The 11,996-nt window shown below is 73.0% G+C and carries 13 protein-coding genes; 7 read left to right on the top strand and 6 right to left on the bottom strand.

The window, feature by feature from the left end:
• Nucleotides 1-95: 95 nt before the first annotated feature.
• The 3 genes from AB0O82_RS06135 to AB0O82_RS06125 all read right to left on the bottom strand — a co-directional run bounded on the left by AB0O82_RS06135 (nucleotide 96) and on the right by AB0O82_RS06125 (nucleotide 2,260).
• Nucleotides 96-623, bottom strand: a complete 528-nt coding sequence (locus AB0O82_RS06135) for a histidine phosphatase family protein (RefSeq protein ID WP_063349631.1) — start codon at nucleotides 621-623, stop codon at nucleotides 96-98.
• A gap of 160 nt (nucleotides 624-783) precedes the next feature.
• On the bottom strand, nucleotides 784-906 hold the full coding sequence (locus tag AB0O82_RS06130; RefSeq protein ID WP_279634939.1) for an SGM_5486 family transporter-associated protein: 123 nt from the start codon (nucleotides 904-906) through the stop codon (nucleotides 784-786).
• A 67-nt stretch (nucleotides 907-973) separates the two neighbouring features.
• Complete coding sequence (locus AB0O82_RS06125) at nucleotides 974-2,260, bottom strand: MFS transporter (protein WP_363580661.1); 1,287 nt, start codon at nucleotides 2,258-2,260, stop codon at nucleotides 974-976.
• 135 nt (nucleotides 2,261-2,395) lie between these two features.
• Here AB0O82_RS06125 and AB0O82_RS06120 point away from each other — a divergent pair, with 135 nt between their 5' ends.
• Nucleotides 2,396-3,070 (top strand): FadR/GntR family transcriptional regulator, encoded by a 675-nt coding sequence (locus AB0O82_RS06120; RefSeq protein WP_350887659.1) that lies wholly within the window; start codon nucleotides 2,396-2,398, stop codon nucleotides 3,068-3,070.
• 78 nt (nucleotides 3,071-3,148) lie between these two features.
• On the opposite strand, the gene fabI is transcribed toward AB0O82_RS06120, so the two are convergent.
• Both fabI and fabG read right to left on the bottom strand, forming a co-directional pair.
• Complete coding sequence (gene fabI, locus AB0O82_RS06115) at nucleotides 3,149-3,916, bottom strand: enoyl-ACP reductase FabI (protein ID WP_063349628.1); 768 nt, start codon at nucleotides 3,914-3,916, stop codon at nucleotides 3,149-3,151.
• Between the two features lie 2 nt (nucleotides 3,917-3,918).
• Entirely contained in the window at nucleotides 3,919-4,638 is a 720-nt protein-coding gene (gene fabG / locus AB0O82_RS06110; protein ID WP_350887665.1) for a 3-oxoacyl-[acyl-carrier-protein] reductase, read from the bottom strand.
• A 314-nt stretch (nucleotides 4,639-4,952) separates the two neighbouring features.
• On the opposite strand from fabG, the gene AB0O82_RS06105 reads away from it, so the two are divergent.
• The 6 genes from AB0O82_RS06105 to AB0O82_RS06080 all read left to right on the top strand — a co-directional run bounded on the left by AB0O82_RS06105 (nucleotide 4,953) and on the right by AB0O82_RS06080 (nucleotide 10,877).
• Nucleotides 4,953-6,098 carry an MBL fold metallo-hydrolase gene (locus tag AB0O82_RS06105; RefSeq protein WP_363580659.1) on the top strand — a complete coding sequence of 382 codons (1,146 nt, stop codon included), beginning with the start codon at nucleotides 4,953-4,955 and terminating at the stop codon, nucleotides 6,096-6,098.
• Nucleotides 6,099-6,225: 127 nt separating this feature from the next.
• Nucleotides 6,226-7,827, top strand: coding sequence for a TldD/PmbA family protein (locus tag AB0O82_RS06100; RefSeq protein ID WP_363580657.1), 1,602 nt, complete (start codon nucleotides 6,226-6,228; stop codon nucleotides 7,825-7,827).
• Nucleotides 7,827-9,224, top strand: coding sequence for a metallopeptidase TldD-related protein (locus tag AB0O82_RS06095; protein WP_363580655.1), 1,398 nt, complete (start codon nucleotides 7,827-7,829; stop codon nucleotides 9,222-9,224). The genes AB0O82_RS06100 and AB0O82_RS06095 overlap by 1 nt, the downstream gene beginning before the upstream one ends.
• Before the next feature lie 32 nt (nucleotides 9,225-9,256).
• The gene (locus tag AB0O82_RS06090) at nucleotides 9,257-9,805 is read left to right on the top strand and encodes an RNA 2'-phosphotransferase (protein ID WP_063351459.1); all 549 of its coding nucleotides are present in this window, start codon (nucleotides 9,257-9,259) and stop codon (nucleotides 9,803-9,805) included.
• Between the two features lie 183 nt (nucleotides 9,806-9,988).
• Nucleotides 9,989-10,381, top strand: a complete 393-nt coding sequence (locus AB0O82_RS06085; RefSeq protein ID WP_363580653.1) for a DUF3099 domain-containing protein — start codon at nucleotides 9,989-9,991, stop codon at nucleotides 10,379-10,381.
• Nucleotides 10,382-10,658: 277 nt separating this feature from the next.
• Nucleotides 10,659-10,877 carry a hypothetical protein gene (locus tag AB0O82_RS06080; protein ID WP_363580651.1) on the top strand — a complete coding sequence of 73 codons (219 nt, stop codon included), beginning with the start codon at nucleotides 10,659-10,661 and terminating at the stop codon, nucleotides 10,875-10,877.
• 50 nt (nucleotides 10,878-10,927) lie between these two features.
• On the opposite strand, the gene moaA is transcribed toward AB0O82_RS06080, so the two are convergent.
• On the bottom strand, nucleotides 10,928-11,917 hold the full coding sequence (gene moaA, locus AB0O82_RS06075; protein ID WP_363580649.1) for a GTP 3',8-cyclase MoaA: 990 nt from the start codon (nucleotides 11,915-11,917) through the stop codon (nucleotides 10,928-10,930).
• Nucleotides 11,918-11,996 lie beyond the last annotated feature (79 nt).

Raw genomic sequence — 11,996 nt, 5'->3', positions numbered from 1 at the left:
CTACCTCTCCCGCGGGCCCGTGGCCCCCGCGCCCCTCGTCGTCATCGAAGCCCGGAACCCCGGAGCCCGTACGGAACTCGGAGCTCCGTACCGGGTCAGTCCTGCGGCGTGTAGTACGAGACCAGCGCGGCCGCGCCCGGCTCGACGCCCTTCCACGAGCCGCTGAAGCTGAGCACCGCGATCGCCGCCGTCGGGAAGCCGCCGAGCCGCAGCCGCTCCAGCGCGTCCCGGTCGCCCGCGTCCCCGGCCAGCACCTGGGTCAGGCCCAGCACGCCGGGGTTGTGCCCGACCAGCACCACGTCCGCGTACTCCTCCGGGGTCTCCTGGAGGACGGCGATGATCTCGCCGGGGCTGGCCTCGTAGATGCGGTCCTCGTACACGGTCTTGCGGGCCCGCTTCGGCAGCTCGTGCGCCGCCAGCTTCCACGTCTCGCGGGTGCGCAGCGCGGTGGAGCAGAGCACGTACTCGGGGTTGATGCCGGAGTCGACCAGCCAGCGGCCGGCGTCCGGGGCCTGGTGACGGCCCCGGTCGGCCAGCGGCCGCTCGTGGTCGTCCACGCCGTTGGGCCAGTCGGCCTTGGCATGGCGGAGAACGATGATCCTGCGGGACGTGTCGGCGCTCATACCCAGCAAGCTTGGCAGAAAAGCCGCTCCGGGGCGCGGTGCTCCCGGATGCCGCCACTCGCAGGGGTGGCGGGTGTCATCATCCGCCGTTCGTCCGGCCTTCCGATAAACGGGGGTGGCCGGTGAACGGCGGTGCTACGCGGGGGGGGGATGGACCGGATCAGCCTATGGCGGCGGCGACGGAGGCGATGATCGCCACCAGCACCACGATGCCGGCGATCGCCAGGGCGATCTGGCCGAGCTGCTTGCGGCCGTCGGTCGGGTTGGGATCGAGAACGGGCATGTCCGGGATTCTTCCACCCCGAACACGCCCGTCGGTCACCGACCCCTCGGGGTTGGCCGTCCCTTGGTCAGGCCTTGACCTGCGCCACGGGGTGGACCGCCTCGTCCTCGATGTGCCGGGCCATCGCGGCCCGCAGGCCGAACAGCATCTGCGGCACCAGCAGCAGCGCCAGGAAGCCCAGCGGGCCGTACCACTCGCCGGTCATCTGGTAGATCCGGCCGATCAGGATCGGGCCGGGGATGGAGATCAGGTAGCCGACACCCTGGGCGAAGGCGGAGAGCTGGGCGACCCCGCCGGCGGTGCGGGCGCGCAGCCCGATCATCGTCAGCACCAGCGGGAAGGCGCAGTTGGACAGGCCCACCAGGACCGCCCAGAGCCACGACGCGCCGGCCGGGGCCAGCGCCAGCCCGGCGTACCCGGCGATGCCGCAGGCGGCCAGCACGACGACGAACAGCCGCTGGTCGCCGCGGCGGGCGGCCAGGTTGGGCAGCACGAAGGAGACCGGCACGCCGATCACCATGGTCACCGCGAGCAGCACCCCGGAGGTGCCCTTGTCGACGCCGGCGTCCTGGAAGATCTTCGGCAGCCAGCCCATCACCACGTAGGCGCCGGTGGCCTGGAGGCCGAAGAAGCAGGCCATCGCCCAGGCCGTCCGGCTGCGGGTGATCGGCAGCCTGGCGGCGGCCGCCCCGCCCGCGCGCTCGCCGCGCTCGCGCTTGGTCAGCAGCACCGGGAGCCAGAGCAGCAGGGCCAGCGCGGCGAGACCGGCCCAGACGCCCAGGCCGTAGCGCCAGTCGCCGCCGAGCGCGCTGGTCATCGGCACGGTGACGGCGGCGGCCAGCGCGGTGCCGGCCGACAGCGCCATCGAGTACAGGCCGATCATCGGACCGACCTTGTCCGGGAAGTAGCGCTTGATCACCACCGGGATCAGCACGTTGGAGACCGCCACACCGGCCAGCGCGAGCGCCGTCAGCAGCAGGAACACCGCGGTGCCGCCGGCGAAGGAGCGGGAGAGCACGCCCAGGGTGATCGCGCCCATGCCGGCGGTGATCACGGCGATCGGGCCGATCCGCCGGGCCATCGAGGGCGCGGCGAAGCCGAACAGGCCGAAGCAGAGCGACGGGACGGCGGTGAGCAGCCCGGCGAGCGTCGGGTTCATCCCGAGGTCGGCGCGGACCTGGTCGAGCAGCGGCCCGAGGCTGGTGACCACGGGGCGCAGGTTGAAGGCGGCGGCGGCGATCGCGATGGCGAACAGCCAGCCCAGGTACTTGCCGGAGGAGGGCGTGGAGGGCCGCTCGGTCTGCGGCCGGGCCTCGGTTCGTGGGGAGGCGGTGGTGTCTGCTGCGGGAGGCATGGGCACCATCATAGAATGATGGGATGAATTGGCGCACCTTCGAATTGGCATGATGTGCCGACCCGCTCCCCCACCGGACGCCGGCCCTCCCACCCGCCGGCCCCGTCCATCGAACCGTAGCCGCAAGGAGTACCCGTGGCGCTGTCCTCGCCGAGGCGCACCCCGCTGTCCGACCAGGTGATCGCGCAGCTGCGCGCCCAGATCACCTCCGGAGAGTGGCCCGTCGGCTCACGCATCCCCACCGAGGCCGCACTCGTCGAACAGCTCGGCGTCGCCCGCAACACCGTCCGCGAGGCCGTCCGCGCCCTCGCCCACAACGGGCTGCTCGACATCCGCCAGGGCTCCGGCACCTACGTGCTCGCCACCAGCGAGCTGGCCGGGGTCATGCACCGCCGCTTCGCCGACGCCGACCAGGCGCAGGTCGCCGAGCTGCGGGCCGCCCTGGAGACCTCTGCGGCCGGCCTCGCCGCGGCCCGCCGCACCGACCGCGACCTCGGCCTGCTGGACGCCGCGCTGGGCCGCCGCGAGAGCGCCTGGCACTCCGGCGACGCCGAGGACTTCATCCAGGCCGACGCCGCGTTCCACCAGGCCGTCGTCGCCGCCGCCCACAACGACGTGCTGGCCGCCGTCTACGCCGACCTCGGCGAGGTCACCCGCGCCCACCTGCGGCACGACGTCGGCCCCGAGCTGATCGCCGAGCGCTACATCGGCCACGCCACCATCCTCGACGCCATCCGGGCCGGCGACGCCCAGCGCGCCTCCGTCGAGGCCGGCCGCGCCATCGGCGCGTGCACCCCCGCCGACGCCTGAGGCGCCCCCGAACGCCCTGGAACGCCGCTGCCCGGCACCCCCCACGAGGGTGCCGGGCAGCGGTGTGCGGCGAAGCGGTCAGGCGCCGATGGCGTGCAGCCCGCCGTCGACGTGGATGATCTCGCCGGTGGTCTTCGGGAACCAGTCCGAGAGCAGCGCGACGATGCCGCGGCCGGCCGGCTCCGGGTCGGTCAGGTCCCACTTCAGCGGGGAACGGTGGTTCCAGGTGTCCGCGAGGTCGCCGAAGCCCGGGATGGACTTGGCGGCCATCGAGCCGAGCGGGCCGGCCGAGATCAGGTTGCAGCGGATGTCCCGCTCGCCCAGGTAGCGCGCCAGGTAGCGGTTGGTCGACTCCAGGGCGGCCTTGGCCGGGCCCATCCAGTCGTACTGCGGCCAGGCGAACTGCGCGTCGAAGGTGAGGCCGACGACCGAGCCGCCGTCCTGCATCAGCGGCAGCAGCGCCATGGTCAGCGACTTCAGCGAGAAGGCCGAGACGTTCATCGCGGTGGCCACGGACTCCCACGGGGTGTCCAGGAAGTTGCCGCCCAGGGCGTCCTGCGGGGCGAAGCCGATCGAGTGGACGATGCCGTCCAGGGTCGGCAGGTGCTCGCGGACCGTGTCGGCGATGCCCGCCAGCTCCTCCTCGCTGGAGACGTCCAGCGGCAGCACGGTGACCGGCTTCGGCAGCTTCTTGGCGATCCGCTCGGTCAGGCTCGGGCGCGGGAACGCGGTGAGGATGATCTCCGCACCCTGCTCCTGGGCCAGCTTGGCGGCGTGGAAGGCGATGGAGGACTCCATCAGCACACCCGTGATCAGGATGCGCTTGCCCTCAAGGATTCCAGTCATGCTCAGTGACCCATGCCCAATCCGCCGTCGACGGGAATGACGGCTCCGGTGATGTACGCGGCCTCGTCCGAACCGAGGAACCGCACGGTGGACGCGACCTCGGCGGGCGACGCGTAGCGGCCCAGCGGCACGCCCGAGACGATCTCCGCGCGGCGCTCGTCGCTGAGCACAGCGGTCATGTCGGTGTCGACGAAGCCGGGGGCGACCACGTTGACGGTGATGTTGCGCGGGCCCAGCTCACGCGCCAGCGACCGGGCGAAGCCGACCAGGCCCGCCTTGGACGCGGCGTAGTTCGACTGGCCCGGCGAACCGGACAGGCCCACCACGGACGAGATCAGCACGACGCGGCCCTTGCGGGCCCGCATCATCAGCTTCGAGGCGCGCTTGACCACCCGGAAGGCGCCGGTCAGGTTGGTGTCCAGGACGGAGGTGAAGTCCTCCTCGGACATGCGCAGCAGCAGGGTGTCGTTGGTGATGCCCGCGTTGGCGACCAGCACCTGGACCGCGCCGTGCTTCTCCTCGATCTCGGTGAAGGCGGCGTCGACCTGCGCGGCGTCCGTGATGTCGCAGCGCACCGCGAGGACGTCGTACTTCTCCAGGGCCTCGGGCACCTCGCCCGAGCGGCTGGTGATGGCGACCTTGTCACCCGCCTCGGCGAAGGCCTGGGCGATCGCGAGGCCGATGCCCCGGTTTCCTCCGGTGACGAGAACCGAGCGGCTCAACGATCCACCTCTCTCCGTGTGTGCGGACGTACGTCGGAACGCGTACGCAGTGTGACGCTATCGGGCGGTCGGCGGTGTCGGCGCATCGGGCTCCCACAGCGCCGCACCGGAGGAACTGTCGCAATCCGACAATCCGTACCCGCAGCGCCCCGCACCTGCTCAGCCGCCCTGGCCGAACCACCGCCGGAGCCGAGCCGACGCCGCCGTACGGGAACAACACGGCCCCGCGCACCCGTTGCCCCCGTGGTGCGGGCCGACCCGGGACCGGCCGTACCGATCCCCGAAGGGTCCCGCGAGGAACGAAGGCAGGGCGCATGACCAAGGCACGGCCCAGGAGCACCCACCGAAACGGACGGCTGCTGGCCCTGACCGCCCTCGCGGCCGGCCTGGGAGCGGCCGCCTGGTCGCTGCGCGACCTGCCGGCGGCGTTCGGCCGACGGCCGGACGGCGAGCACGAGGAGCGGGTGCGCGACTCGCCGCAGTACCGCGACGGCGTCTTCCACAACGCCCCCTCCACCCTGGCCCGGGCCACCACCGCCCCGGACATCGACCGCGGCACCATCCGCCGGATGCTGTTCGACCGCGAGGGCCGCGTCCCCGCCCACCCCGTGCCGACCGTCCGCCCCGCCGGCGGCCCCGGCCCGGCCGCCGAGGGCGTGGCGATCACCTGGTACGGGCACGCCTCCGCGCTGGTGGAGATCGAGGGCTCCCGGGTGCTGCTCGACCCGATCTGGAGCGAGCGCTGCTCCCCCGCCGCGCACGTCGGCCCCAAGCGGCTGCACCCGGTGCCGGTGGAACTGGAGGAGCTGCCGCAGGTCGACGCCGTGCTGATCTCGCACGACCACTACGACCACCTGGACATGGCGACGGTCAAGCGCCTGGTGCGCAGCCAGTCCGCGCCGTTCGCGGTGCCGCTGGGCATCGGCGGCCACCTGCGCCGCTGGGGCGTCCCGGAGCACCGCATCATCGAACTGGACTGGGACGAGACCTGCACCCTCGGCGACCTGGTGCTCACCCTCACCTCGGCGCACCACTTCTCCGGCCGCGGCCTGACCCGCAACACCACCCTGTGGGGCTCCTGGGTGATCGCCGGCCCCGACCGCAAGGTCTTCTACACCGGTGACTCCGGCTACTTCGAGGGCTACGCCCGGATCGGCGACCGCCACGGCCCCTTCGACGCCGCGCTGGTGCAGATCGGCGCCTACGACGCCGCCTGGGCCGACATCCACATGACCCCCGAGGACGCCGTGCGCGCCCACCGCGACCTCCAGGCGGGCCTGCTGGTGCCGGTGCACTGGTGCACCTTCAACCTGGGCCTGCACCCGTGGGCCGAGCCGATCGAGCGACTGCTGGTCGAGGCCAAGGCGCAGGCCGTCCCGCTGGCCGTGCCGCGCCCCGGCGAGCGGGTCGACGTGGACAACCCGCCGGAGCTGGACGGCTGGTGGGAGATCGTCGGCTGACCGACCGGCCACCACGGCGGCGCACCGGCCGAAATGCGCTGGCCGAAACCCCCTGGACCGGCCATGATGCGGTGCGGGCGCCCCTGTGCGGCGCCGCACCGCCACCCTCCGCGACCAGGGAGCACGATTGCCTCCGATCCCTCCGGCCGACAGCGTCGGCGCCCCGCACGGGCGCGCCGTCGACCCGCTGTTCCTCGCCTTCCCGCTGCGCACCCTCGCCGACGCCGCCCTCACCCGGGCGCGCGAACTCGGCGCCGCCCACGCCGACTTCCGTCTGGAGCGGGTCCGCAGCGCCTCCTGGCGGCTGCGCGACGCCCGCCCGGCCGGCACCTCCGACAGCGTGCAACTCGGCTTCGCCGTCCGGGTGCTGCTGGACGGCGCCTGGGGCTTCGCCGCCGGGGTGGACCTCACCACCGACGCGGCGGCGCGGGTCGCCGAGCAGGCCGTCGCGGTGGCCCGCCTGTCCGGCGGGATCAGCCGGGCCGCCGGCTCCGCCGAGCGGGTCGAGCTGGCCGACGAGCCGGTGTACCGGGACGTCACCTGGGTCTCCTCGTACGAGGTGAACCCCTTCGAGGTGCCGGACGCGGAGAAGACCGCGCTGCTCGCCGAGTGGAGTTCGCGGCTGCTGGCCGCCGAGGGCGTCTCGCACGTCCAGGCGAGCCTGCTGACCGTCCAGGAGAACAAGTTCTACGCGGACACCGCGGGCACCGTCACCACCCAGCAGCGGATCCGGCTGCACCCCACGCTGGAGGCCACCTCGGTGGACGAGCGCACCGGGGCCTTCGACTCGATGCGCACGCTGGCCCCGCCGGTCGGGCGCGGCTTCGAGTACCTCACGGGGGTCCGGGGGCCGTCCCCCGACGGCCGGGGCCTGCCCGCAACGGGCTGGGACTGGGACGCCGAACTCGCCGAACTGCCCACCCTGCTGGCCGAGAAGATGAAGGCGCCGAGCGTCCGGGCCGGCCGCTACGACCTGGTCATCGACCCGTCCAACCTCTGGCTGACCATCCACGAGTCGATCGGCCACGCCACCGAGCTGGACCGCGCCCTCGGCTACGAGGCCGCCTACGCCGGCACCTCCTTCGCCACCTTCGACCAGCTCGGCTCGCTCAGGTACGGCTCCGAGCTGATGCACGTCACCGGCGACCGCACCGCCGAGCACGGCCTGTCCACGATCGGCTACGACGACGAGGGCGTCGCCACCCAGTCCTGGGACCTGGTCAAGGACGGCACCCTGGTCGGGTACCAACTCGACCGCGGCATGGCCGAGCTGAAGGGCTTCGAGCGTTCCAACGGCTGTGCCTTCGCGGACTCCCCGGCGCACGTGCCGGTGCAGCGGATGGCCAACGTCTCGCTCCAGCCCGCCGCCGACGGCCCGGACACCGAGGGCCTGTTCGCCGGGGTGGAGAACGGCCTGTACATCGTCGGCGACCGCTCCTGGTCGATCGACATGCAGCGCTACAACTTCCAGTTCACCGGCCAGCGCGCCTACGCCATCAGGAACGGCGAACTCGCCGGCCAGGTCAAGGACTTCGCCTACCAGGCGACCACCACCGACTTCTGGGGCTCGATGACGGCGGTCGGCGGCCCGCAGACCTACGTCCTCGGCGGCGCCTTCAACTGCGGCAAGGCGCAGCCCGGCCAGATCGCGGCGGTCAGCCACGGCTGCCCGTCGGCGCTGTTCCGCAACGTCAACGTGCTCAACACCCAGCAGGAGGCGGGTCACTGATGACCGCGATGCAGCCCCACGAACTGGTCGAGCTGGCACTCGGCCTCGCCCGCGCCGACGGCTGCGTGGTGATCGCCGACGAGGAGTCCACCGCCAACCTGCGCTGGGCCGGCAACTCGCTGACCACCAACGGCGTCACCCGCGGCCGCCGCCTCACCGTGATCGCCACCGTGGCCGGGGCCGACGGCACCGCCTCCGGCGTGGTCTCCCGCGAGGCCGTCACCCCGGACGAGGTGGAGGGCCTGGTCCGCGCCGCCGAGGAGGCCGCCCGCGCGGCCGGCCCGGCCGAGGACGCCCAGCCGCTGGTGGCCGACCGGCCGTCCTCCCCGGACTTCACCCGGCCGCCCGCCGAGACCTCGATCGCGGTGTTCGACGCCTTCGGCCCGGCCCTCGGCGAGGCCTTCGCCCGGGCCGCCGCGCAGGGCGAACTGCTGTACGGCTTCGCCCGGCACGAGGTGGTCAGCAGCTACCTGGGCACCTCCACCGGCCTGCGGCTGCGCCACGACCAGCCGACCGGCATGGTCGAGATCAACGCCAAGACCGCCGACCTGTCCGGCTCCGCCTGGGCCGGCGCCGCCACCCGGGACTTCTCCGACGTGGACGTCACCGCCCTGCACACCGAGCTGACCAAGCGCCTCGGCTGGGGCGCCCGCAAGGTGGACCTGCCCGCCGGCCGGTACGAGACGCTGCTGCCGCCCTCGGCCGTCGCCGACCTGATGCTCTGCCTCGCCTGGTCCGCCGTCGGCCGCGACGCCCACGAGGGCCGCACCGTCTTCTCCAAGCCCGGCGGCGGCACCCGGATCGGCGACAAGCTCGCCGGGCTGCCGCTCACGCTGCGCACGGACCCGGCCGAACCCGGCCTGGAGTCGGCGCCGTTCGTCCTCGCGCACTCGACCGGCGGGGACATCTCGGTCTTCGACAACGGCCTGCCGATCGACGCCACCGAGTGGATCCGCGAGGGCGTGCTGACCGACCTGGTCACCAGCCGCCACTCCGCCGGGCTCACCGGCCTGCCGCTGCGCCCGTTCGGCGACAACCTGGTGCTGGAGACGGCCGACCAGGACAGCGCGCCGACCTTGGACGAGATGATCGCCCGCACCGAGCGCGGCCTGCTGCTCACCTGCCTCTGGTACATCCGCGAGGTGGACCCGGCGACGATGCTGCTCACCGGCCTGACCCGGGACGGCGTCTACCTGGTCGAGAACGGCGAAGTCGTCGGCGCGGTCAACAACTTCCGGTTCAACGAGTCCCCGGTGGACCTGCTGGACCGGATCACCGAGGCGGGCCGCACCGAGCGCTGCCTGCCCCGCGAGTGGAGCGACTACTTCACCCGCACCGCGATGCCACCCGTGCGTGTCGCGGACTTCAACATGAGTTCGGTCAGCCAGGCCTCATAGCCACTGACCAACGGGGGGATACGAGAGACATGATGGACGAGAAGCGGCTGGTCAAGACGAGCAAGATGCTGTCGCGCATCCTGCGGCACGAGCCGGAGCGGGTGGGCGTCACGCTGGACGAGTCCGGCTGGATCCGGATCGACGTGCTCCTCACCGCCCTCGCGGCCAAGGGCAACCGGCTGACCAGGGCCGATCTGGACCACGTGGTGGCGACCAACAACAAGCGCCGCTTCGGCTACTCCGCGGACGGTCTCTCGATCCGCGCCAACCAGGGCCACACGGTGGCGGTCGACCTCGGCCTGGCCGCCACCGTGCCGCCACCGGTGCTCTACCACGGCACCGCCGACCGCCACCTGGCGTCGATCTTCCGGGAGGGCCTGCGCCCGATGGCCAGGCAGGACGTCCACCTGTCCGCGGACACCGAGACCGCGGTGCGGGTCGGCGCCCGGCACGGCCGCCCGGTGGTGCTCACCGTGAACGCGGCCGCGATGGCGGCGGCCGGCCACGAGTTCCGGATCAGCGACAACGGCGTCTGGCTCACCGACGCCGTCCCGCCGCAGTTCCTCTCCCGGCGGTCGTGAGGCCCCTCGCCCCGCCGTTCCGACTACCCGTTCCGATCGGCCGTCCCGATCGGCCGGACAGTCCCCTCGCACACCCGACCGGGTGGGTCCGCCCCACCCGGTCTCGTCGTCCCCGCTGCCCAGGCGTACCGTGAGGAGGCCGCGCGGCGAGTCGCGCGGGAGCGTGGACGAGGGCGGTAGGACATGGGCAAGAGCGCCGACGGTGGGCAGGTCCACCGGATCACGGGAGCGCGGAGCAGCCTCACCGAGGACGTCCGCGGGCGGCAGCGCCGCTACGTGGTCTCGATGCTGCTCCGGACGGTCTGCGTGCTGCTCGCCGTGGTGCTGTGGGACGTCCAGCGGTGGCTGGCGTTCGCGGCGCTGGCCGGCGCCGTACTGCTGCCGTACTTCGCCGTCCTGATCGCCAACGCGGGCCGGGAGCGGGCGCCGGGGCTGCCGAGCACCTTCGACATCCCGCTGGACACCCCGCTGATGCTCGGTCCCGGTGGGACGGGTGGGAGGGGTGGGGCGGACGGGCCCCCCGGTACAGGAGGGGCAAAGCCCGCTGCCACCGATCCTTCACAGGGCCCGAACTGACCGTCCGTTTCGAGACGTTTCGAGAAAATCCGGCTCGAAGAAAGCTCAGAAGAAGCTCAGATTAATCATGCAAGACCTCCCCATCCGAGGCCCCTGGCGTGACATACTGCGTACGCGCTCCGCATCCCCCGTCGGAGCGACGGACCGACGCCGGGCGGCTCCCCCCGTGGCTGCCCGGCGTCGCCATGCCCGGATCCGGGCGGGCTCCCTCCGGGCCGCGCGGAGCGCGTGAAACACTGGCGGTGCAGACCACCCGCCTAGCGCTGAGGACGGCCCGATGGACACCCCGCAGACGCCGATCTGCTCCGCCAAGGGCTGCCGGGCGGACGCCCGTTGGGTGCTGGTGTGGAACAACCCCAAGCTGCACACCCCGGACCGCCGCAAGACCTGGCTCGCCTGCGACGAGCACCGCGAGCACCTGTCCCAGTTCCTCGGCGTGCGCGGCTTCCTCAAGGAGGTCGTCGCCTTCGCCGACTGGACCCCGGAGACGTCCTAGCCGTCCGGGTCGTCCGAGTCGGCCGAGTCGCCCTGACCTCGCGGGACCCGCTAGCCGCCGATCGCCGACATCGGCCGCTCGGGCTGGTGGAACTCCGGGTCGTCGATCCCGGCCCCGGCCTTCTTGCCCCACATCGCCGCCCGCCACAGCGCGCCCAGCTCGGCGTCGTCCGCGCCCGAGCGCAGGGCGGTGCGCAGGTCGGTCTCCCCGGTCGCGAACAGGCAGTTGCGCACCTGCCCGTCGGCGGTCAGCCGGGTCCGGTCGCAGGCCCGGCAGAACGGGCGGGTGACGGAGGCGATCACGCCGACCCGGGCCGGGCCGCCGTCCACCAGCCAGCGTTCGGCGGGCGCCGCGCCCCGGCGGGCGGACGGCTCCGGGGTGAGCGTGAACCGCGCACCGAGCAGGTCGAGGATCTCCTCGGCGGTGACCATCGCGGAGCGGTCCCAGCCGTGCTGGGCGTCCAGCGGCATCTGCTCGATGAAGCGCAGCTCGTAGCCGTGCTCCAGGCACCAGGCCAGCAGGTCGGGAGCCTCGTGGCCGTTGACCCCGCGCATCAGCACCGCGTTCAGCTTGACCGGCGTCAGTCCGGCGGCCTCGGCGGCGGCCAGCCCGGCCAGCACGTCCTGGTGGCGGTGGCGGCGGGTGAGGGTGTGGAACACCTCGGGGTCGAGGGTGTCCAGCGAGACGTTGACCCGGTCGAGCCCGGCCTCGCGCAGCGCCGTCGCGGTACGGGCCAGCCCGATGCCGTTGGTGGTGAGGGACAGCTCGGGGCGCGGCTCCAGCTCCGAGCAGGCGGCGACGATGGCGACCAGGCCGGGGCGCAGCAGCGGCTCGCCGCCGGTGAAGCGGACCTCCCGGACGCCCAGGTCGCGCACCGCGAGGGTGACCAGCCGAACGATCTCCTCGTCGGTCAGCAGCTCGGGCTTGGCCAGCCAGCGCAGGCCCTCTTCCGGCATGCAGTAGGTGCAACGGAGGTTGCACCGGTCGGTCAGAGATACCCGCAGGTCGACGGCCTGGCGTCCGAAGGTGTCGAGCAGCACGTGCGTCCCTTCCCGAGAATGCGGCCGGCCCGGCCACCGTCAAGGCGGGCCGGGCCAGCATAGTCATCGCCGGTCGGTG

It is taken from the genome of Kitasatospora sp. NPDC088264, from assembly GCF_040685715.1.
In the GTDB taxonomy this organism is placed as follows: Bacteria; Actinomycetota; Actinomycetes; order Streptomycetales; family Streptomycetaceae; genus Kitasatospora.
Note: the sequence above shows the minus strand (reverse complement) of the source record. Positions and strands in the feature narration are given on the sequence as shown.